This is a genomic window from Vibrio sp. OPT24 (genome assembly GCF_015163545.1).
Classification (GTDB): domain Bacteria; phylum Pseudomonadota; class Gammaproteobacteria; order Enterobacterales; family Vibrionaceae; genus Vibrio; species Vibrio cyclitrophicus.
This window is the reverse complement of sequence record NZ_JADDYI010000016.1, coordinates 14,804-36,169: the sequence shown is the minus strand read 5'-3', so window position 1 is coordinate 36,169 and position 21,366 is coordinate 14,804. Positions and strand designations below refer to the sequence as shown.

General features: G+C 43.5%; 20 protein-coding genes. 11 read left to right on the top strand and 9 right to left on the bottom strand.

What is annotated here, in order from left to right; genetic code table 11:
- Positions 1-4 precede the first annotated feature (4 nt).
- From IQO02_RS05000 to nqrM, 7 genes are all read left to right on the top strand, one after another.
- Positions 5-1,249 carry an NADH:ubiquinone reductase (Na(+)-transporting) subunit B gene (locus IQO02_RS05000; RefSeq protein ID WP_010439046.1) on the top strand — a complete coding sequence of 415 codons (1,245 nt, stop codon included), beginning with the start codon at positions 5-7 and terminating at the stop codon, positions 1,247-1,249.
- Positions 1,239-2,006: a Na(+)-translocating NADH-quinone reductase subunit C gene (locus tag IQO02_RS04995; RefSeq protein ID WP_010439050.1), complete on the top strand. Its 768-nt coding sequence runs from the start codon at positions 1,239-1,241 to the stop codon at positions 2,004-2,006. Before IQO02_RS05000 ends, IQO02_RS04995 begins: the two co-directional genes overlap by 11 nt.
- Positions 2,006-2,638: an NADH:ubiquinone reductase (Na(+)-transporting) subunit D gene (locus tag IQO02_RS04990; protein ID WP_010439052.1), complete on the top strand. Its 633-nt coding sequence runs from the start codon at positions 2,006-2,008 to the stop codon at positions 2,636-2,638. Before IQO02_RS04995 ends, IQO02_RS04990 begins: the two co-directional genes overlap by 1 nt.
- Positions 2,639-2,645: 7 nt before the next feature.
- Positions 2,646-3,242, top strand: a complete 597-nt coding sequence (nqrE, locus tag IQO02_RS04985; RefSeq protein ID WP_009848375.1) for an NADH:ubiquinone reductase (Na(+)-transporting) subunit E — start codon at positions 2,646-2,648, stop codon at positions 3,240-3,242.
- 29 nt (positions 3,243-3,271) lie between these two features.
- Positions 3,272-4,498 (top strand): NADH:ubiquinone reductase (Na(+)-transporting) subunit F, encoded by a 1,227-nt coding sequence (gene nqrF, locus IQO02_RS04980; protein WP_010439056.1) that lies wholly within the window; start codon positions 3,272-3,274, stop codon positions 4,496-4,498.
- Between the two features lie 173 nt (positions 4,499-4,671).
- Positions 4,672-5,676, top strand: coding sequence for an FAD:protein FMN transferase (locus IQO02_RS04975; RefSeq protein ID WP_010439058.1), 1,005 nt, complete (start codon positions 4,672-4,674; stop codon positions 5,674-5,676).
- Between the two features lie 16 nt (positions 5,677-5,692).
- Positions 5,693-5,947, top strand: a complete 255-nt coding sequence (gene nqrM, locus IQO02_RS04970; protein ID WP_010439061.1) for a (Na+)-NQR maturation NqrM — start codon at positions 5,693-5,695, stop codon at positions 5,945-5,947.
- 94 nt (positions 5,948-6,041) lie between these two features.
- Here the strand turns inward: nqrM and IQO02_RS04965 are convergent, their stop codons facing one another.
- Entirely contained in the window at positions 6,042-7,292 is a 1,251-nt protein-coding gene (locus tag IQO02_RS04965) for a response regulator (RefSeq protein WP_016793092.1), read from the bottom strand.
- Between the two features lie 163 nt (positions 7,293-7,455).
- On the opposite strand from IQO02_RS04965, the gene dinB reads away from it, so the two are divergent.
- Positions 7,456-8,532 carry a DNA polymerase IV gene (gene dinB / locus IQO02_RS04960; protein ID WP_010439064.1) on the top strand — a complete coding sequence of 359 codons (1,077 nt, stop codon included), beginning with the start codon at positions 7,456-7,458 and terminating at the stop codon, positions 8,530-8,532.
- A 95-nt stretch (positions 8,533-8,627) separates the two neighbouring features.
- Here dinB and IQO02_RS04955 read toward each other — a convergent pair whose 3' ends face one another.
- Entirely contained in the window at positions 8,628-10,562 is a 1,935-nt protein-coding gene (locus tag IQO02_RS04955; RefSeq protein WP_010439066.1) for a RecQ family ATP-dependent DNA helicase, read from the bottom strand.
- A gap of 145 nt (positions 10,563-10,707) precedes the next feature.
- Here IQO02_RS04955 and IQO02_RS04950 point away from each other — a divergent pair, with 145 nt between their 5' ends.
- The 3 genes from IQO02_RS04950 to IQO02_RS04940 all read left to right on the top strand — a co-directional run bounded on the left by IQO02_RS04950 (position 10,708) and on the right by IQO02_RS04940 (position 13,720).
- Entirely contained in the window at positions 10,708-11,181 is a 474-nt protein-coding gene (locus tag IQO02_RS04950; RefSeq protein WP_016784781.1) for a GreA/GreB family elongation factor, read from the top strand.
- 87 nt (positions 11,182-11,268) lie between these two features.
- Positions 11,269-12,045 carry a YggN family protein gene (locus IQO02_RS04945; protein WP_016793090.1) on the top strand — a complete coding sequence of 259 codons (777 nt, stop codon included), beginning with the start codon at positions 11,269-11,271 and terminating at the stop codon, positions 12,043-12,045.
- 313 nt (positions 12,046-12,358) lie between these two features.
- Positions 12,359-13,720, top strand: coding sequence for a sodium-dependent transporter (locus IQO02_RS04940; protein ID WP_016768331.1), 1,362 nt, complete (start codon positions 12,359-12,361; stop codon positions 13,718-13,720).
- Between the two features lie 172 nt (positions 13,721-13,892).
- On the opposite strand, the gene lipA is transcribed toward IQO02_RS04940, so the two are convergent.
- From lipA to mrdA, 7 genes are all read right to left on the bottom strand, one after another.
- A complete protein-coding gene (gene lipA / locus IQO02_RS04935; protein ID WP_010439078.1) occupies positions 13,893-14,858 on the bottom strand; it encodes a lipoyl synthase in 966 nt (321 codons plus the stop codon).
- A gap of 4 nt (positions 14,859-14,862) precedes the next feature.
- Positions 14,863-15,522, bottom strand: a complete 660-nt coding sequence (gene lipB / locus IQO02_RS04930; protein WP_010439081.1) for a lipoyl(octanoyl) transferase LipB — start codon at positions 15,520-15,522, stop codon at positions 14,863-14,865.
- A 194-nt stretch (positions 15,523-15,716) separates the two neighbouring features.
- Positions 15,717-15,995: a DUF493 family protein YbeD gene (gene ybeD, locus IQO02_RS04925; RefSeq protein WP_026084358.1), complete on the bottom strand. Its 279-nt coding sequence runs from the start codon at positions 15,993-15,995 to the stop codon at positions 15,717-15,719.
- Between the two features lie 231 nt (positions 15,996-16,226).
- Positions 16,227-17,408: a serine hydrolase gene (locus IQO02_RS04920; protein ID WP_010439089.1), complete on the bottom strand. Its 1,182-nt coding sequence runs from the start codon at positions 17,406-17,408 to the stop codon at positions 16,227-16,229.
- A gap of 93 nt (positions 17,409-17,501) precedes the next feature.
- Complete coding sequence (locus IQO02_RS04915; protein ID WP_010439092.1) at positions 17,502-18,344, bottom strand: septal ring lytic transglycosylase RlpA family protein; 843 nt, start codon at positions 18,342-18,344, stop codon at positions 17,502-17,504.
- A 3-nt stretch (positions 18,345-18,347) separates the two neighbouring features.
- Complete coding sequence (gene rodA / locus IQO02_RS04910; RefSeq protein WP_010439095.1) at positions 18,348-19,469, bottom strand: rod shape-determining protein RodA; 1,122 nt, start codon at positions 19,467-19,469, stop codon at positions 18,348-18,350.
- Positions 19,469-21,361 (bottom strand): penicillin-binding protein 2, encoded by a 1,893-nt coding sequence (gene mrdA, locus IQO02_RS04905; protein ID WP_016785975.1) that lies wholly within the window; start codon positions 21,359-21,361, stop codon positions 19,469-19,471. Before mrdA ends, rodA begins: the two co-directional genes overlap by 1 nt.
- Positions 21,362-21,366: the final 5 nt, after the last annotated feature.

Sequence of the window (21,366 nt, the reverse complement as noted above, 5' to 3'; positions counted from 1 at the left end):
TTTCATGGGCCTTAAAAAGTTTATTGAAGACATCGAGCATCATTTTGAACCAGGTGGTAAACACGAAACGTGGTTTGCGCTTTACGAAGCTGCAGCAACACTGTTCTACACACCAGGTACAGTTACAAAGAAAAGCTCACATGTCCGTGACAGCGTTGACTTAAAACGTATCATGATCATGGTTTGGCTTGCGGTATTCCCAGCAATGTTCTGGGGTATGTATAACGCAGGTGGTCAAGCTATCGCAGCACTAAACCACATGTATTCAGGTGCAGAGCTGGTTTCTATCATTGATGGTAACTGGCACTACTGGCTAACCGAAATGTTAGGCGCCTCCTTAGGGGCCGATGCAGGTTGGGGCAGTAAGATGCTCTTGGGTGCGACTTACTTCTTACCTATCTACGCAACGGTATTTATCGTTGGTGGTTTCTGGGAAGTACTGTTCTGTATGGTACGTAAACACGAAGTCAACGAAGGTTTCTTTGTTACTTCTATCTTATTTGCGCTTATCGTTCCGCCAACACTTCCTCTATGGCAAGCAGCATTAGGTATTACCTTCGGTGTTGTTGTTGCTAAAGAGATCTTTGGTGGTACGGGTCGTAACTTCCTGAACCCTGCGCTTGCTGGTCGTGCGTTCCTGTTCTTTGCATATCCTGCACAGATTTCAGGTGACGTAGTTTGGACTGCAGCTGACGGTTTCTCTGGTGCAACTGCGCTTAGCCAATGGGCTCAAGGCGGTGGTAGTGCACTAATGAATACAGTATCTGGTGAGACGATCACTTGGATGGATGCGTTCATTGGTAACATCCCAGGTTCTATCGGTGAAGTATCAACGCTTGCACTTATGATCGGTGCTGCAATGATTGTATACATGGGCATTGCTTCATGGCGCATCATTGCTGGTGTAATGATTGGTATGATTGCTGTATCAACATTGTTTAACGTGATCGGTTCTGACACTAATGCAATGTTCAGCATGCCTTGGCACTGGCATCTAGTTTTAGGTGGCTTCGCATTTGGTATGTTCTTCATGGCAACAGACCCTGTATCAGCGTCATTTACCAACGGTGGTAAATGGTGGTACGGCATCCTAATCGGCGCAATGTGTGTAATGATTCGTGTAGTTAACCCTGCATACCCAGAAGGCATGATGCTTGCGATTCTATTCGCAAACTTATTTGCTCCTCTGTTTGACCACGTTGTAATCGAGAAGAACATTAAGCGGAGACTAGCGCGCTATGGCAAGTAATAACGATAGCATTAAAAAGACGCTGTTTGTTGTTATCGCATTGAGCCTAGTGTGCTCAATCATCGTTTCAACAGCTGCAGTTGTTCTTAAACCTAAGCAACAAGCTAACGCAGTTCTGGATCAGCAAACTAAGATCCTTGAAGTTGCGGGCATTGAACTTGCAGGTGATATTCCAGCACTGTACGCAGAGAACATCGAACCTCGTTTAGTTGATTTCGCTACTGGCGATTTCGTTGACGGCGATGCTGCTGCATACGACCAACGTAAAGCGGCAAAAGATCCAGCTCAGTCAATCAAGCTTTCAGCTGAAGATGACATCGCTAAGATCATTCGTCGTGCTAACATTGGTACGGTTTACCTAGTGAAAGATGGCGCTGAAACTTCTAAAGTTATCATCCCTGTTCACGGTAACGGTCTATGGTCAATGATGTACGCATTCGTTGCGGTAGAAACTGATGGCAACACAGTTTCTGGTATCACTTACTACGAGCAAGGTGAAACTCCTGGACTTGGTGGTGAAGTTGAGAACCCAACTTGGCGTGCTCAATTCGTTGGTAAGAAGTTATTCGACGACAACCACAAGCCAGCTATCAAGGTAGTTAAAGGTGGTGCTCCTCAAGGTTCTGAGCACGGTGTTGATGGCCTTTCAGGTGCAACACTGACCAGCGTTGGCGTTCAACATACATTTGACTTCTGGTTAGGTGAAATGGGCTTTGGTCCGTTCCTAGCAAAAGTTCGTGATGGAGGTCTGAACTAATGTCTAGTGCAAAAGAAATTAAAAAGAGCATCTTAGCGCCAGTGTTGGATAACAACCCTATCGCGCTACAGGTTCTTGGTGTGTGTTCTGCTCTTGCGGTAACCACTAAGCTAGAAACAGCATTTGTTATGACTATCGCGGTAATGTTTGTTACTGCTCTGTCTAACTTCTTCGTTTCTTTGATCCGTAACCACATTCCTAACAGTGTGCGTATCATCGTTCAGATGGCAATTATCGCATCATTAGTAATCGTGGTAGACCAAGTGCTTAAAGCATACCTATACGATATCTCTAAGCAGCTATCTGTATTTGTAGGCCTAATCATTACTAACTGTATTGTAATGGGTCGTGCTGAAGCATTCGCAATGAAGTCTGCACCAATCCCATCTCTAATCGATGGTATTGGTAACGGTCTTGGTTACGGTTTCGTTCTTATCACTGTTGGTTTCTTCCGTGAGCTTCTAGGCTCTGGCAAACTATTTGGTATGGAAGTACTACCTCTAGTGAGCAACGGTGGTTGGTATCAGCCAAATGGCTTGATGCTTCTAGCACCTTCTGCGTTCTTCCTAATTGGTTTCTTGATTTGGGCAATTCGTGTGTTCAAACCAGAACAAGTAGAAGCGAAGGGGTAAGGTAGTCATGGAACATTATATTAGTCTGCTAGTTAAATCGATTTTCATCGAAAACATGGCGCTTTCTTTCTTCCTAGGTATGTGTACATTCCTAGCGGTATCTAAGAAAGTTAAAACTTCTTTTGGTCTTGGTGTTGCGGTAGTTGTAGTACTTACAATCGCTGTTCCTGTAAACAACCTTGTTTACACACACATCCTAAAAGAAAACGCGCTTGTTGAAGGTGTCGATTTAAGTTTCCTTAACTTCATCGCATTCATCGGTGTTATCGCGGCACTTGTACAAATCCTAGAGATGGTTTTAGACCGTTTCTTCCCACCTTTGTACAACGCACTAGGTATCTTCCTTCCACTGATCACAGTTAACTGTGCAATCTTTGGTGGTGTATCTTTCATGGTAACTCGTGACTACAACTTTGCTGAGTCTGTTGTTTACGGCTTCGGTTCTGGTGTGGGTTGGATGTTAGCTATCGTTGCTCTTGCGGGTATCCGTGAGAAGATGAAGTACTCTGACGTACCTCCAGGTCTACGTGGCCTTGGTATCACGTTCATTACTGTTGGTTTGATGGCGTTAGGCTTTATGTCTTTCTCTGGTGTTCAACTGTAGGGTAAGCACCCAGTAATAAGGAATAACAAATGCAAAGCATTATTCTTGGCGTAGCGATGTTTACCATTATTGTACTGGCTCTAGTTCTAGTGATTCTTTTCGCTAAGTCTAAGTTAGTACCATCAGGTGACATCACTATTTCAGTAAACGGCGACCCTGAAAAGGCGATCGTTACTCAACCTGGTAGCAAGCTACTTGGTGCCCTAGCTGGCGCTGGTATCTTCGTATCTTCTGCTTGTGGTGGCGGTGGCTCTTGTGGTCAGTGTCGTGTAAAAGTTAAGTCTGGTGGTGGCGACATCTTACCTACTGAACTTGATCACATCACAAAAGGTGAAGCTCGCGAAGGCGAACGTCTTGCATGTCAAGTTGCTATGAAAACTGACATGGAGATTGAACTAGACGAAGATATCTTTGGTGTTAAAAAGTGGGAATGTACTGTTATCTCGAATAACAATGAAGCTACTTTCATCAAAGAATTGGCTCTAGCAATCCCTGAAGGTGAAGAGGTTCCGTTCCGCGCAGGTGGTTATATTCAGATTGAAGCTGAACCACATCACGTGAAATACGCAGATTACGATATTCCTGAGGAATACCGTGGTGACTGGGATAAGTTCAACTTGTTCCGTTACGAGTCTATCGTTAAAGAGCATTCGATCCGTGCTTACTCTATGGCTTCATACCCAGAAGAGAAAGGCATCATCAAGCTTAACGTGCGTATCGCAACTCCGCCGCCAAATAACCCTGATGTAGCTCCTGGTGTGATGTCTTCATACATCTGGTCTCTTAAAGAAGGCGACAAATGTACTATTTCTGGTCCATTTGGTGAGTTCTTTGCTAAAGACACAGACAATGAAATGGTATTCATCGGTGGTGGTGCAGGTATGGCGCCAATGCGTTCACACATCTTCGACCAACTTAAGCGTCTTAACTCTACTCGTAAGATGTCTTACTGGTATGGTGCACGTTCTAAGCGTGAGATGTTCTACATTGAAGATTTCGACGGCCTAGCGGCTGCAAACGAAAACTTCGTGTGGCACTGTGCACTGTCTGATCCTCAACCAGAGGACAACTGGGACGGTTACACAGGTTTCATCCATAACGTATTGTACGAAAACTACCTGAAGGATCATGAAGCTCCTGAAGATTGTGAGTACTACATGTGTGGTCCACCAATGATGAATGCTGCTGTTATCGGCATGCTTAAAGATCTTGGTGTAGAAGATGAAAACATCCTACTAGATGACTTTGGTGGTTAATCCATTTAAGTGATTGATATTATGGCTGACTCCTACGAGTCAGCCATTTGTTTTTCTAAGATAGCTTTTGACAATACAACGGCTTATATAAGAAAGAGTAAGGTGTTAAAAATACCTATTTATTCTCTTATTTTTCCTTATATAAATCCTCAACATTAAATAGGAGTAAGCAAGTGAGAATTTGGCTTGTTGCATTAACTTCTTTGATTTTTCTTGCTGGCTGTGAGCAGCCAAGAGAGCAAGTGCATTTAAGTGGCCCAACAATGGGCACCAGTTATAACATTAAGTATATCAATGGTGATGAGTTTCCTGAGTCAAATGAAGTTCATACCGAGATCGATCGTCTGCTTGAAGAAGTGAACGATCAAATGTCGACTTACCGTGAGGACTCTGAGCTGAGCCGTTTTAATCAACATCGTGGTGCTGACGCTTTCGAAGTTTCTGAACAAACTGCTCTTGTAGTGAAAGAAGCAATTCGTTTGAACGGTCTTACTGAAGGCGCGTTGGATGTTACTGTAGGTCCTCTGGTTAATCTGTGGGGTTTTGGCCCTGAAGCTCGCCCTGAAGTAGTACCAACAGATGAAGAATTAGCGGCTCGCAAGGCAAAGGTTGGTATTCATCATCTTAGCGTTGAAGGCAATAAACTGAAAAAAGACTTACCAAACTTGTATGTTGATCTTTCAACTATTGCAAAAGGTTGGGGCGTTGATGTTGTTGCAGATTATCTGGATTCAATTGGCATTCACAACTATATGGTAGAAGTGGGCGGGGAAATCCGCTTGAAGGGTTTAAATCGCGAAAGTGTAGGCTGGCGTATCGCTATCGAAAAACCAAGCGTTGAAGAGCGTAACATCCAAGAGATTATTGAACCAGGTGATATGGCGATCGCGACATCTGGTGATTACCGTAACTATTTTGAGCGTGATGGTGTGCGTTACTCTCACATCATTAACCCAGAAACAGGAAAGCCTCTTCACCATAAAGTGGTTTCTGTGACAGTTTTAAACCCGTCTTCAATGACTGCAGACGGCTTATCTACTGGCTTAATGGTCTTAGGTGAGGTTAAAGGAATGGAAGTCGCAAACCAACATGACATCCCAGCATTCATGGTGGTAAAAACAGCAGATGGCTTTAAAGAAATTGCTTCTGAAGCATTTAAGCCATACTTAGGTAAATAAGGTAAGCGAGAGAATTATGAATACATTTCTGATTACATTTGGTGTTTTTCTTGCCGTAATCACAGCAATGTCTATTGGCTATATAGTCCAAAAGAAAGTTGTGAAAGGCAGCTGTGGTGGCTTAGGTGCTGTTGGTATCGATAAAGTATGTAACTGCCCAGAACCTTGTGATGCGCGTAAGAAACGTGAAGCGCGCGAAGCATACCGTGAAGAAAAACTGGCTGAACGCCAACAAAAAGAAGCGTCTTGGAATAAAGACCGTATTGCTTAATTTGCGATATTGATTCTGGAGCTGGTGTCACCGAGCTCCTTAAAATGCAAAGAGCTCAAGGCCAATGGTCTTGAGCTCTTTTGTTTTGGTTTAGTCAGTTTAGTTGCGATTTTTCAATTTGTTGGTTGTTGCGAGCGAATATGAGCTGGTTTCTACCTTGCTCTTTTGCGGTATACAACAATTCATCTGCGGCTTTGATTTGTTCATCCAAACTGCCAACCAAGTCAGTAACACCGATACTCATGGTTACTTTAATCGATTGTGAATCATGCATTACGTTTTGGCTTTGTATCGCAACCCTCATTAATTCTAACTTCTCGACAAAGGCCTCAAATGGGCCACATGATTGAATACAAAACTCTTCACCACCGAAACGAACCGCTACGTCATCTTTAAAGTGGTCTTTGATGATCTTTCCTACTTCAATCAGCACTGCATCGCCACCGTCATGGCCGTAGGTATCGTTCACTTTCTTGAAGAAGTCGATATCCATCATCGCGATGCTTCGTTGCTCGCAACCTTTACATGTTTGATTGAATAGGTAACGACGATTCCAAAGGCCAGTTAAGGCATCTTCGTTGGCATGTCGAAATAGCTCGTTGGTCGCTTCTTTCATATCTAGCAACTGATGGATACGACAGAAAAACTCTTCTTGGTTAAAGGGCTTATAAAGGAAGTCGTTCGCGCCAGCTTTGAGGAAGCGTGCTGTCATGGTGCGGTCATCACTGCCAGATAGACCTAGAATCGCGAGTTGATTACGGTCGTGGTGAACTCGAATATCGCGGGTCATCGAAATACCATCTTTGTTTGGCATATCGTGATCAGTAACGACAAAAGTAATATCAGGATCGTTTTGGAGAAGCTTTAGTGCTTGTTCTCCGTCTTCGGCCTGGACCGTTTGAATGTATTGATGTTCTAAAAGTTGCACGATATACCGACGAACCACAGTTGAGTCATCTACGACCAGAGCTTTGTGATGTCGATTATTCGAGATTCTTTTGACGAGAGGGAGTAAATAACTTACCGATGACATGCTGTCTTTGAGGATGTAATCAAGCACACCTTTAGCGAGCACCTGCTCTCGAAGTGTGTTGTTGAACATGCCAGTGAGCACTATGATCTTTTGTTGGTAGCCAAGTACTAAATCAATGATCTCGCCATCTTGACCGTCGGGTAAGCAGTAATCTAATACCGCACACAAGAAGTCTGTCTCTTGCTCTAAGATAGCTTTCGCTTGTGCCACTGATTCGGCTAACTTTACGTCATAGCCATCGTTCTTAAGTTGTTGGTAAAGGTAGTTTCTGAATGCACGGCTATCTTCTACCACTAGTATTTTTTCACTCAAAAGCGATCCCTACTTATAGACTAAATACTCGTTAACAATACTATCAGAATTGTAGGTGGCTATTGAAGTGAAACCTGTTGAGCTGGACTCTATATCATTTTAAATTTGAGAATAATTGATTATACTGTTCATAGATACAGTTGTAAGGTTGAGTTATTTCTAGATGCGTAGTGCGGACCAAGAGAAAGTGAGAAAAATAATCCATGTTGATATGGATTGTTTTTACGCAGCTGTAGAAATGCGAGATAACCCGTCTTATCGGAATCGACCGCTCGCAGTGGGTGGTCATGAAAAACAGCGCGGTGTTTTGAGTACGTGTAATTACGAAGCGCGAAAGTTTGGTGTTCGTTCTGCAATGCCGACAGCTAAAGCTCTACAACTGTGCCCTGGTTTGCTAGTTGTTCCAGGAAGGATGCCGGTCTATGTAGAGACCTCTAAAAAGATTCGTGAGATATTTTCTCGATATACATCCATCATTGAACCTCTGTCTTTGGATGAAGCCTTTCTTGATGTTACGGATTCGAAGCAGTGTCTTGGTTCAGCAACATTGATTGCGGAGTCGATTCGTCGTGATATTTGGAATGAACTCAACCTGACGGCTTCTGCTGGCATTGCCCCAATAAAGTTCTTGGCGAAAGTGGCTTCAGATCTGAACAAGCCCAATGGTCAGTTTGTTATTCCGCCTCAAGACGTACAAGCTGTTATTGACGAATTACCACTCGAAAAGATTCCCGGTGTTGGTAAGGTGAGTATTGAGAAGCTGCATCAATCGGGTTTCTTTACTTGTAAGGACATTAAAGAATCTGACTATCGAGACTTACTACTGAGGTTTGGCCGCCAAGGTGCATCACTTTGGAAGCGTAGCCACGGCATTGATGATCGAGAAGTTATCATTGAGCGAGAGAGAAAGTCGGTAGGCGTAGAACGTACCTTCACTCAGAACATATCAACATATGCTGAGTGTTGGCAGGTGATAGAAGATAAGCTATTTCCTGAACTTGAAACTCGTTTAGAAAAAGCCAGTCCAAGTAAAGCGATTATCAAGCAAGGAATTAAGCTCAAGTTTGCTGATTTTCAACAAACCACTATTGAACACATCCACGCCTCTTTAGATCGCGAACACTTCAAAGAACTGTTAAGTGAAATACTGAAAAGACAACAGGGGCGAGAAATACGCCTTCTTGGTTTAAGCGTAATGCTGCAACCCAAAGACCAAATGCGTCAGTTGAGTTTCTTTTAGGGGAAGGCGTTGAGAGCTTGAGTTTAGAAGTGCTGGTGTTTGAATACCGACTAGACTTCACAGCCTAATCGGTTTATCTAAATATGGAAGTTGGCTTACCTAGGAAGCTGTTTAACTCGCGCTAAGGTATCACTGAATGGCTGTTGTTCTAATTTTCCGTAACCCACCATTTTATTGGCTTTAAGCTTGGTTGAAAGCGGGGTGGCGATTCCGCATAGAAAACGAGTAATGGCTTCGTCGGTAATCAATTGTTGACTCTTAGATACGAACTCATGAATCCATGTCATCACAGTCTCATCGTCAACCGATTCAACATCGACAGTTGGTAGTATTGCAATTTCTCCTCGACATACAGAGCAGTGACCACAGTTTGTTGGCGCTTTGTCATCGGCAAAATAGCTCGCAAGACGAGAGCTTAGGCAAGTATCGCCTTCAAAGAAACTCAGCATTTGGTTAAGACGGTTGATTTCACTGTTTTCTTTCGCCTTAAATAGCTCAGTTAGACGTTCCGACAGTTGCATCATATCTTCAGAGGTATTGTGGATTGTATACACATCCGTGATCTGCTTACTTTCTAGCTCAATCCAGCCTTGTTCATTAAAGTAATCGATAGCCGCAACAACACGCTGACGATCAGCCTGGAAGTGTGTCCACAACGCATCGAAATCAACTTGGCACCAAACTCTCGCTTGAGGAGAACATTGGAAAATTGCTTCTACGAAGTGTCGACGTTCTCCTTGAAACTGCTCCGTGATCTGCTGCTTAGGGCGAATGAACTTAAACTTATAATCAGCAAAGTAGCTGTATTTAGGCTCAATCACACCTTCAATTTCGAGATACACCAGTAGTGTTTTGAGCGGTAACTGACGAATGTTGGACTCTCGCGATAGTTGGTTGAGCATGATTTCCCATTGGTTCGTGCCAGAAGCACCAATGTTCTGGTTTTCGTATATCTCTTTTAAGACCGCTTGAATGGATATGTTGTCTGGCGTGTCGCCAAAGACAAAGTTCTCTAGAGTACTTAGGCCATACTTGTTGGCGAGTAAAATACATTCAGATGGCTGACCATCTCGTCCTGCTCGTCCAATCTCTTGCGAGTAATTTTCTATCGATTTTGGTAGGTCGAAGTGAATGACTCGTCGAATATTTGATTTGTCGACACCCATTCCAAAAGCAATCGTAGCCACAATACAGTTCACTTCGTTATTCATGAATTGTTGTTGAATCGTATCTCTATTTTCTGGCTTAAGACCCGCATGATAAGCTACGGCGTTAATGCCAGCATTACGAAGCTGTTGAGCTACCATTTCTGCCGTTTGCTGAAGAGTGACATAAACAATGGTTGGCGCTTGAGATACCTGGTTAACGACATTACACAAGGTTTCTAGCTTATTAGTTTGCTCACAAGGTTGAATCGATAGGTCGAGGTTTTGACGATAGAAACCCGTGACCACAACACGCTCTTCAGCGATCTCAAACTTAGATTTCATATCTTGGATAACAGATGTTGTTGCGGTTGCTGTGAGCAGCAATACTTGAGGAATATTGAGCTGTTTTTGGTATTGAGGCAGCTTCAAGTAGTCTGGTCTGAAGTTGTGCCCCCATTCTGAAATACAGTGCGCTTCGTCGACCACGAGTAACGAGATCGGTACTTGGGAAATAAACTGACGAAAGCGTTCATTCTTCAGGCGTTCGACCGAGATCATCAGGATCTTGGTGTCTCCGTTACGTACCGACTGCATCACTTGTTGGGCGGTTTGCCTGTCTTGGCTTGATTCGATGGCGGCCGCGCTTATGCCTTTGCTGTGCAAGAAGTTGAGCTGGTCTTTCATTAAGGCTAACAGTGGAGATATCACTAAGGTTAAGTGTGGTAGCTCTAGTGCTGGTAATTGATAGCAAAGCGACTTGCCTGAGCCTGTAGGGAATATCGCGGCAGTAGAGTGTCCAGATAGAACATTATCAATGACTTGCTTTTGCCCATTACGCAGTGAGTCGAATCCGAATACTTGTTTTAACTTCTGCTCAATCATTTATGCTCTACCTGAGTTATTAAGTGTCGTATTGATGCTAAAGCGGTCACCTCTCGATGATAGCGCTGCTTTATGAATCAAATGTCTTGCACCTGATTGTACCTAATTCTATTCTGTAGCTCCTATAGAAAAGCACTTCAAAAGTATGAATAAGTCTGAGCTTCTACAAATAATCATAGAGCAACTTGAATCCCGATTACGTATCGCACAATCTGCGACTCAACGCGCCATTGACGCTGCGACAGATGAAGAGACAGTACCTGAGCATAAGTACGATACATTGGCACTAGAAGCTTCATATCTTGCCCATGGTCAAGCGATGCGAGTGCAGGAGTGTGAAGATGATATCCAGTGCTACCGAAATCTCGTCTTACGAGACAGTGAAAAGATTGCAGTAAGCAGCTATGTTGTGGTTATTGACGAAAATGATGAATGTAAACACTTTTTCATTGGGCCAAGAGTCGGAGGACTTTCTGTCGCGTGGAATGATAATGAGGTTGCTATCGTAACGGTGAACGCACCTTTTGGTCAGGCTCTAATGGGTAAAGAAATCGGTGATGAGGTTGAGTTCATGGTTGCTGATAAGCGATTTTTCTATGAAGTGGTATCGATTGACTGAATATTAGACCAATAAATATAAACGTTTCTCTGACAAAGAAGCATAAACCAAGGGTATAGTCATTAGTCAGATTAATGAGAGGATGTTATGAAAAGCAATGTATTTACGAAAAACAATGTATTAATCGCATCGTTAACAGCGGTAATCTCTTTTGTGAGCCTGCCAACTTTTGCTGCCCAGTGTCGAGTTGATTTGAAGAATGAATTACGAATTGATGATCAAAAAGTCGAAATCCATCAAGTAAACGGTGATACAGCGATTCTCGATGGCAACAACGATCTTTATATTCATGGTGAAAAGGTGGCACTTGATGCCGTTCAACAAGCGGCGATTGAAAAATACCGCGACAGCATGAATGAGTATTTGCCTCGTGCAAAACAAATGGCGAATGACAGCTTAGCCTTGGCGAATGATGTTATTGATGACATCGCTGCCAGCCTAGATTCTCCAGAGTCGTTTGATAATGTAAAAGAATCAATGAAAACGTACTTTGCTGAATTAGAGTCTCGTTACTATAAAGATGGCGAGTTAGTCCTGCCGGCTGACAGTTTCGATTCTATGGCCAATGGCTGGTCTGAAGATTTCGAAAAGGCTAAGGAGATCTTTAACCAAGAGTTTATCTCAAGTGCCTTTAATGCGATGTCTGAAAAGATGAAGCAAGACGGTGGTTTAAACCTTACCGAATTGGCTGATAGTATGGCTGAATTAAAGCTTAAAGTTGAAGAGCGGATGAAAGAGCATGCTCAACAAATGGAAGAGGAAGGCACTGAGTTCTGTGATTCTCTTGATGAGATGGCAGAACAAGAGAAAGAATTGCATGAAATCATCCCTAACCTAAAAGACTATCAAGTATTCACTATTTAATCTGAATTTAACGATGAAGAATAAGAGCACCGGTTGGTGCTCTTTTTGTATGTGTGTCTTTATGGATGTAGGTGTTTATGGAGCTATGGGTTCAGCCGCACGAGCAACTAACTCGAGATACTCTATTTTTCTTAGCCCGCATCTCGTTTTGTCGTTATCCAGTAAACGATAAGACCAGTTATTTGTTAACTATGTGGTTATAAATAGCGTATTGATTGTAAAAATTAGAGAATTATTCATTTATTAGTTGTGCCTATCATTGCTTTTTATTACTGTACTCCTCAACTAGTTCACTGATTTTTGTGCGGGCAATATGGATCAACAATCATCCTCTTCAAGAGAGCATTTCAGCTCTCGTTTAGGTTTTATTTTGGCAGCGGCGGGGGCAGCTGTTGGTTTGGGTAATATTTGGGGGTTCCCAACTCAAGTTGCCAGTAACGGTGGTGGTGCCTTTCTTCTTGTCTATTTGATCATGATCTTCGTAGTTGCCTTCCCTATGCTGGTGGTTGAGATGGCGATTGGCCGTCATGGTCAAGCAAATCCTGTCGATAGTATGCGCTCGTTGACCACTAGCCCTTTGGGTAAGAAAGTCGGTGAGTTTGTCGGTTGGGTCGGATTGAGTGTGCCAAGCGCCGTGTTGGCATTTTATAGTATTGTTGGTGGCTGGTTGATCTGCTTCCTAATTGGTGCTGTCGCTGATCTGATTGGTCTGGAGGCTGCTGCGGATTGGTTTAAAGGCTTCAGTGTTGAGCGAAATGTATTTGGCACTGTCGCATTCTATGTGCTGACTATTTTGATTGTTCAGGGCGGTGTTAAGCAAGGTATCGAGAAATGGTCGACTCGTTTGATGCCTGCGCTGTTTGTTTTGTTTGGTTTATTGTTTATTTACATCATGACGCAATCTGGCGCGATGGAAGGTCTAAAACATTACCTAGTTCCAGACTTCGAGAAAGTGTGGGATAGAAAACTGATTCTGGCGGCAATGGGACAGGGGTTCTTCTCGCTCACCATTGGTGGTTGTTCAATGTTGGTTTATGGCTCTTACTTAAGCAAGAAAGAGAATTTACCAAAAATGGCAATGAACGTTACTTTAGTTGATACAGCTGTTGCTTTTATTGCGGGTTTAGTTGTGATGCCAGCAATGTTTGTTGCGATGCAAAAAGGTGTTCAAATCTACGCTGAAGATGGCTCATTATTAAGCTCTGATACGCTAGTATTCACGGTTCTGCCTTTGATGTTTGACAGTTTAGGCGTACTTGGTCAGATCTTCGCGATTGTCTTCTTTTTGTTGCTAACGATTGCCGCGCTGACTTCATCGATTTCGATGCTGGAAGGGCCTGTAGCGCTAGTGAGTGAGCGTTTCAATACCAGACGAACACCAACGAGTTGGGTGATTGGTGGTGTTATTGCACTGTTCAGTGTGGTGATTGTTTACAACTTTGCCGCGATGTTTGGAATGGTTGCGATGATAGCGACTCAGTACCTTCAACCGGTTGCTGCACTGATGTTTTGCCTATTTGGTGGTTGGGTATGGAGCCGAGCTTCAAAAGTGAAAGAGCTTGAGCAAGGTTGCCCTGACTTCCAATTGGGTTGGTTTGGTAAGGTTTGGCCAATGTATGTGAAGTTCGTGTGCCCAATCTTAGTGGCGACGGTTATCTGGGCTTCATTTGGTTAACGCAGAGCTCATCTGAACCTAAACACTCAGAACTTGAAATGTTAAGCACAAAGCCACTCATAGGGAGTGGCTTTGTTGTTTCGATATGAAGGTATAGCTGAATTTGCAAGATAGAAAAAAGGCGCTGAACATAATAGTCAGCGCCTTTGTATTTTTAGTTAAGTAATCGTGACTACTTAATTTCCATACCTTGTGCTTGTAAGTCTGCATGGTAAGAAGAACGTACAAACGGGCCACAAGCTGCGTGAGTGAAGCCTAGTTCTAGAGCAATTTCTTTCAGCTCATCAAACTCTGAAGGTGGCACGTAACGTTCAACGGGTAAGTGGTGACGGCTTGGCGCAAGATATTGGCCAAGTGTTAGCATCGTTACACCATGTTCACGAAGGTCTTTCAGCACTTGAACGATCTCTTCTTTCGTCTCACCAAGCCCCATCATCACACCTGACTTCGTTGGAATGTCTGGGTGCTGCTCTTTGAATTTTCTCAACAGATCGAGAGACCACTTGTAGTTCGCGCCTGGACGAGCTTTACGGTATAAGCGCGGCGCTGTCTCTAGATTGTGGTTAAAAACATCTGGCGGGTTGTCTTTCATTAGATCAAGTGCAACGTCCATACGACCACGGAAATCTGGAACCAGTGTTTCAATGCGAATGTTTGGATTCTGTTCGCGAATTTCACGGTTACAGTCAGCAAAGTGCTGAGCACCACCATCACGCAGGTCATCACGGTCAACCGAGGTGATTACTACATACTTCAGTTTCATATCTTTAATCGTCTTAGCCAGTTTCTTCGGCTCTTCTGTTTCAGGAGCAACAGGACGACCATGGGCAACATCACAGAAAGGGCAGCGACGAGTACAGATAGCGCCAAGAATCATAAACGTTGCCGTACCGTGGTTAAAACACTCGGCTAGGTTAGGGCAAGACGCTTCTTCACAAACTGAGTGCAGGTTGTTTTTACGCATTGCTGATTTGATTTCTTGGATACGATGGCTGTCTGAAGGAAGTTTAATCTTCATCCATTCTGGCTTACGTAAAACTTCTTTCTGTTCAGCAGGCATATTCTTTACGGGAATTAATGCCATTTTGTCAGCGTCACGATATTTAACGCCTTTTTCCATTTGGATTGGTTTGCTCATGATTTTATGCTTCTGCTGTAATGTTACTGGTGGCCTGAATGTCTACTTGGTCATAGCCGAGTAGCTCTACGAGCTCTTGTATTAACTGTTGCTCAACGTTTTCTAGTTCACTTGGCCCGCCGAGTTGGCTTACCTGCGCCATTTCCATCCCTTGGTAACCACACGGGTTAATACGAAGAAATGGAGACAGGTCCATATCGACGTTGAGTGCTAGCCCATGGAACGAACAGCCACGTCGAATACGCAATCCAAGTGAACAGATTTTCTTGCCATCGACATAAACACCAGGAGCGTCAGGTCGGGCAGATGAATCTATATTGTAAGCTTTCAGAGTATTGATTACGAGGTTCTCGATATGAGTCACCAAATCGCGAACTCCAAATTTCTTGCGGCGGATGTTAATCAGAAAGTAAGCGACTAACTGACCTGGACCATGATAAGTCACTTGGCCACCGCGATCGCTTTGTATCACAGGGATATCACCAGCATTTAATACATGCTCAGCTTTACCTGCTTGTCCTTGAGTGAAGACAGGGTTGTGTTCAACCAACCAAATTTGGTCTACGTCTTCTTCCGTGCGTTCGTCTGTGAACTTATGCATGGCTTTCCACACAGGTTCGTAATCCTGACGGCCTAATTTTTTTACGATTAGCTTATTTTGCAAAGCAGCACTCCCTCAAGGATTAATAAAGTGAACGCATTATAAACGCGAAACATGATTCTAACTACAGACGGACTGCAAGGTTTTTCAACTTTCTTTGTATTTATTGAAAATTAAGTTGAATGTTTTGGGTGCTGATAGGTCGCTTTAAACAAAAACAGCGGCAATAAGCCGCTGTTTTCATGTGTAATCGAAGATTACAGAACCATACGAACGATTTCGATCTCGCCCAGTTCTTTATATAGCGTTTCTACTTGCTCAATTGATGTCGCTGTAATGTTGATAGAAACAGAGTGGTAGTTACCTTTTGCACTCGGTTTTAGCGTTGGGCTGTAGTCACCAGGAGCATGACGCTGAATCACTTCTAGCACTAGCTCAGTCAGTTCTGGCTTCGCGTGGCCCATAACTTTATAAGTGAATGAACAAGGGAACTCTAAGAGATCTTTTAGTTTTGCATCAGAATTGATGTTCATGATTAGCTCCAAAAGGCTAGAATCTCGCAAATAGGCGAAATGTCGATAAAAAACGTTTTCGGTCAACAGACACGAATAATAAGGCGGAATATTACGTGTAAATATCACCGAACTCAAGATCAACAAAAGCCGCACAGAGCGGCTTTTAGTTCACTAATGAGTAAATCATGAACTTACTCATTAGGTTAGCTATACAACAAGTTCGGTTTTACTTAGAACAAACCTTTAGCTTGTTTAGAATAAACCCTTGAACAGAAGAACTAGGTAGTCCCATAGACGGCTGAATAGGCTGCCTTGGTCGACATCTTCAAGTGCTAGTAGTGGGTATTCAGCTACGTCTTCACCGTCGACTTGGTAGAATAGTTTACCAACTACATCGCCTTTGCTGATTGGTGCTTCAAGTTCTTTTTCAAGAACGAAACTTGCTTTCAGGTTCTTAGCTTGGCCTCGAGGTAGAGTAACGAATGTATCTTCGTCTACACCCAGTGCCACAGTATCTTGGCTACCCATCCAGATCTTTTCTTCTACGAAGGTTTCTCCAGCTGTGTGCGGTGCCACTGTTTCGAAGAAACGGAAGCCGTAGCTTAGTAGCTTTTTGCTTTCTGTTTTACGAGCGTTAGCATTTTTAGTGCCCATAACAACAGCAACTAGGCGCATTTTGCCTTCTGTCGCTGAGCTTACTAGGCTGTAACCTGCGTTACTTGTGTGGCCCGTTTTGATGCCATCAACGTTCATACTTTTATCCCATAACAGACCATTACGGTTGTATTGGGTGATGCCGTTGTATGTAAATTTTTTCTCTGAGTAGATACGGTACTCATCAGGAACGTCACGAATGAGTGCCTGACCAAGTAGAGCCATATCGTAAGGGGTAGAGTACAGATTCGGGTTATCTAGACCGTGCACATTAGCAAAGTGCGTGTCTTTCATGCCGATAGAGCTTGCCCATGCGTTCATTAGGTCAACAAATGCATCTTCAGAACCTGCAATGTGCTCAGCCATTGCAACACAAGCATCATTACCTGATTGAATGATGATGCCACGGTTCAGCTCTTCAACCTTCACGGTTGTACCCACTTCCACGAACATCTTAGAAGAATCAGGGAAGTTTTTAGCCCAAGCATTTTCACTGATAACAACGTCATCGGTTAGATTGATGTTGCCACGATCCAGCTCTTGGCCGATCACGTAGCTCGTCATCATCTTGGTTAAACTTGCTGGAGAAAGCTGAGTGTTCATCTCTTTCTCTGCTAGTACTTTGCCTGAATGGTAATCCATCAGAACAAAACCCTTAGCGGCGATTTGAGGTGCATCAGGAACAACAATAGGAGCGGCGAATGACGATGTAGCTATCGTTGCAGAAAGAGCAACAGAAGTAGCAAAAATCGATTTAACAAGTTTATTAGATTTAATCATTTTGAATGCAATTATTTGGTGAACTATTCATATATTAACAGAATCACTCTGTCACACCAGAGCGCTGATTACCAGAAGTAACTGTTAGATTAATTAGCGGGTTAGCGTGTGTTTCTTTATATAAGCTGACGGGTAACCCATTAGCTTAACTTGTTCCAATTTCTCTTGAGTCAGAGCATAGTCATGAAATGGCCCAAGCATCAATCGGTAGTTGTCATCATTTGGCTGCAAAAACGTTGCTACTGCTAGCTTTTCGCCTAAATCTTTGGCTAACTTCTCAGTTCTATCTTTATGAGGTGATGTGGCCACTTGAATAATAAATTGCGGTAAAGCCGCCTTTTTATTTGCGTCAGTTGGCATAGCCACAGTGATGACTTCAATCTCAACATTAGCTGTGCCCGTTCTCAAAACATCGAGCTTGTAAGCCGCCGCATAACTAAGGTCAATAATTCGGCCTTCATGGAATGGACCTCGGTCATTGATACGAACAATCGTCGTTTTATTATTGTCGGTATTCGTCACTTTTACATAGCTTGGAATTGGCAAGGTTTTGTGAGCAGCAGACATCGAATACATGTCATAGATCTCACCATTTGATGTTAAATGACCATGAAATTTCTTACCGTACCAAGAGGCTTTTCCTTTCTCGGTAAACCCTTCTGTTTTCCTGACGATTTTGTAATCTTCACCACGCAGAGTGTAGTTATTATTACCGCCTAAACTGTAAGGTTCATACTGAGGGTGAGCATCTTCTAAGTGCTCGACTGATATTGGCGTATCTGGCGCAATATCCGAATCAATGTCATAGCGGCCTGTTGGTTTCTGAGAAGAACAACCGTTGATTACCATCGCTAAGCCTACTATCGAGACTATCTTTTTGATTGACAGCCTATCAACAAAGGGGGCTTTTTTGATTAACGTTGTATTGATAGACATCGATTAAGTCGCCTTTGAAAATGCTTTTCTGTGTGTATGGATTGACATTAAAATACCAAAACCAGCCATTAGGGTAACCATTGAAGTACCACCATAGCTAACCAAAGGAAGAGGAACCCCAACCACTGGAAGAATGCCACTTACCATGCCTATGTTTACAAATATATAGACAAAGAAGCTCAGTACAATGCTGCCGCCCATCATTCTACCGAATGCTGTTTGAGCCTGGCTAGCAAGTACTAAGCCACGTCCAATAATGAATAGGTAGATAGCAAGTAAGAACAAAATTCCGATCATGCCCCATTCTTCTGCAATGACAGCAAAGATGAAGTCGGTGTGTCTTTCTGGAATGAATTCCAGTTGGGACTGAGTACCTTGCAACCAACCTTTTCCTGATATCCCACCAGAACCTATCGCAATCTTACTCTGGATAATGTGGTAACCCGCACCTAATGGATCTGATTCAGGATCAAAAAGGGTTCTTACACGTACTTTTTGATATTCGCGCATCAAGAAGAACCACAAAATCGGAATAAATGCGCCCAGGGCAATCGCAGCACTCGCTATAATTTTCCAGCTGATACCAGCAAGGAATATCACAAAGATACCAGATGCTGCAATGAGTATTGAAGTGCCTAAGTCGGGCTGCTTAGCGATAAGAATCGTGGGTACAAACACCATTACCAACGAGATAGCCAAAGTTTGGAAAGTCGGTGGAAGTGAGCGCTTACCGATAAATCGAGCCAGCATTAAAGGTACTGCAAGCTTTAGCAGTTCTGAGGGCTGGAATCTGATAAAGCCAAAGTTCAACCAGCGCTGCGCACCTTTAGAGGCTTCACCAAAGAACAACACGCCTAACAACAAGATGACACCGCCTGCAAACAGTAGCGGTGCCAAGGTTTCATAGGTTCGGGGTGAAAGTTGCGCTAAGAAGATCATCACACCTAAAGACAGCACCATACGCATCGCTTGGCGGTCCATCATCGCGAGGCTTTGTCCACTGGCGCTATACATGATCAATAAGGCAAAACCCATTAAGACAAGAATGCCGAGTAATAGTGGTAGGTCGATATGCAGCCTTTCAAACAAGGCTCTATTTCGTCCGGTAGAAGGATCAAGTTTCATTATTTCGTTGCCTTACTTTCATCTTCTTTAGCGAGGATTATGTGGTCCAATATTTTTCTGACGACAGGGCCGCCATTTGATGAACCACCACCTGCGTTTTCTAATACGATAGTCACAACCGCTTCCGGATCTTCAAAAGGCGCATAACCAGTAAAGAGTGCGTGATCGCGTAAATGCTCTGCGATTTCGTCAGCGTTGTACTCTTCATCTTCTTTTAGGCCAAAGACTTGTGCGGTACCTGATTTACCAGCGGTTTGGTAAGACATATTCTGGAACGAACGCCTTGCCGTTCCTTTGCGTCCGTGGTTTACCAACCTCATGCCTTCTTGTGCGATATCCCAATATTTTTGTTTAACCCCAGTGACCGGTGGATAGGTTTCGATTTCCGATACTGTTTGTTCATCGAATGGCTGACCATTATCAATTGTTGAGCGCAACAAGTGAGGGGCGATTACTTCCCCTTCATTAACTAATACTGAGGTTGCCTTCGCGATTTGCATCGGTGTCGCTGTCCAGTAGCCTTGGCCAATACCAACAGGGATCGTATCACCTTGATACCAAGGCACACGGTGTCTTGCCATTTTCCATTCACGCGTTGGCATATTGGCTTTACTTTCTTCGTGAATATCGATGCCAGTGTAATCACCGAAGCCAAACATCATCATCCATTTAGATAGGCGATCGATGCCTAGATCAAAGGCTATTTGGTAAAAGAAGGTATCTACCGACTCTTCAATTGCTTTCTCTATATCGACGACTCCGTGACCCCAGCGAAGCCAGTCACGGAAAGGTTTTGTCTTAGAGTTTGGTATTTTCCAATAACCAGGGTCATTACGTGTTGTATTTGGCGTGATCACGCCTTCTTGTAAAGCAGCTACCGCGATGAACGGTTTGATCGTAGACGCTGGCGGATAAATCCCCAACGTGGCACGGTTAACCAAAGGTCGATCTTTGTTTTGCAATAGCGCGTTATAACCTTTAGAGGAAATACCATGCACAAATGCATTGGGATCATAGCTTGGGCTAGAGACCATCGCTAGTACGCCATTGTCTTTGGGATCGAGAACGACCGCCGAACCACGTCGACCATCGAGTAGTTTGTGTACGTATAACTGCAGCTTGATATCTAAGTTCAGCACGATATCTTTGCCTGGAACGGAAGGAACAAACTTGAGCGTGCGGATCACTCGCCCGCGACTGTTTACTTCGACTTCTTGATAACCAGCCGTGCCGTGTAACATATCTTCATAATAGCGCTCTATACCAAGCTTACCGATATCGCGTGTAGCTTGGTAATTAGCGTCTTTCTCTTCTCGAACTAAGCGTTGCATATCGCGATCATTGATACGTGATACATAGCCTATGACGTGAGTCAGCACATCACCATAAGGATAGAAACGCTTCAACGTTCCTGTCACTTCAACTCCCGGGAATTTATGTTGGTTTACAGAGAAGATCGCAACCTGTTCTTCGGTAAGCTGATTTAGAATGGGTACTGATTTGAAACGTCGTGAGTTGCGACGCTCACGGTTAAATCGTTCGATTCGTTCTGGTGGAATCTCGATTAATGTTTGCAAACGGATGATCGTATCATCCATATCTTTAATTTTTTCAGGTATGATCTCTAGGTTGAAAACAGGACGGTTTTCAGCTAGGAGTACACCGTTTCGGTCGTAAATTAGACCACGGTTAGGTGCAATTGGCACGACCTTGATGCGGTTGTCGTTAGAGCGAGTTTTATAGTCCTGATATTGGTTGACCTGAATGTTATACAGGTTAACGACCAACATCGACATCATCACTATGATCCCCATAAACGCAACAAAAGCACGGCTAGTAAATAGTCGTGCTTCTGCTTTGTAATCACGGATTTGGCTACGTTTACGTAACATTAACG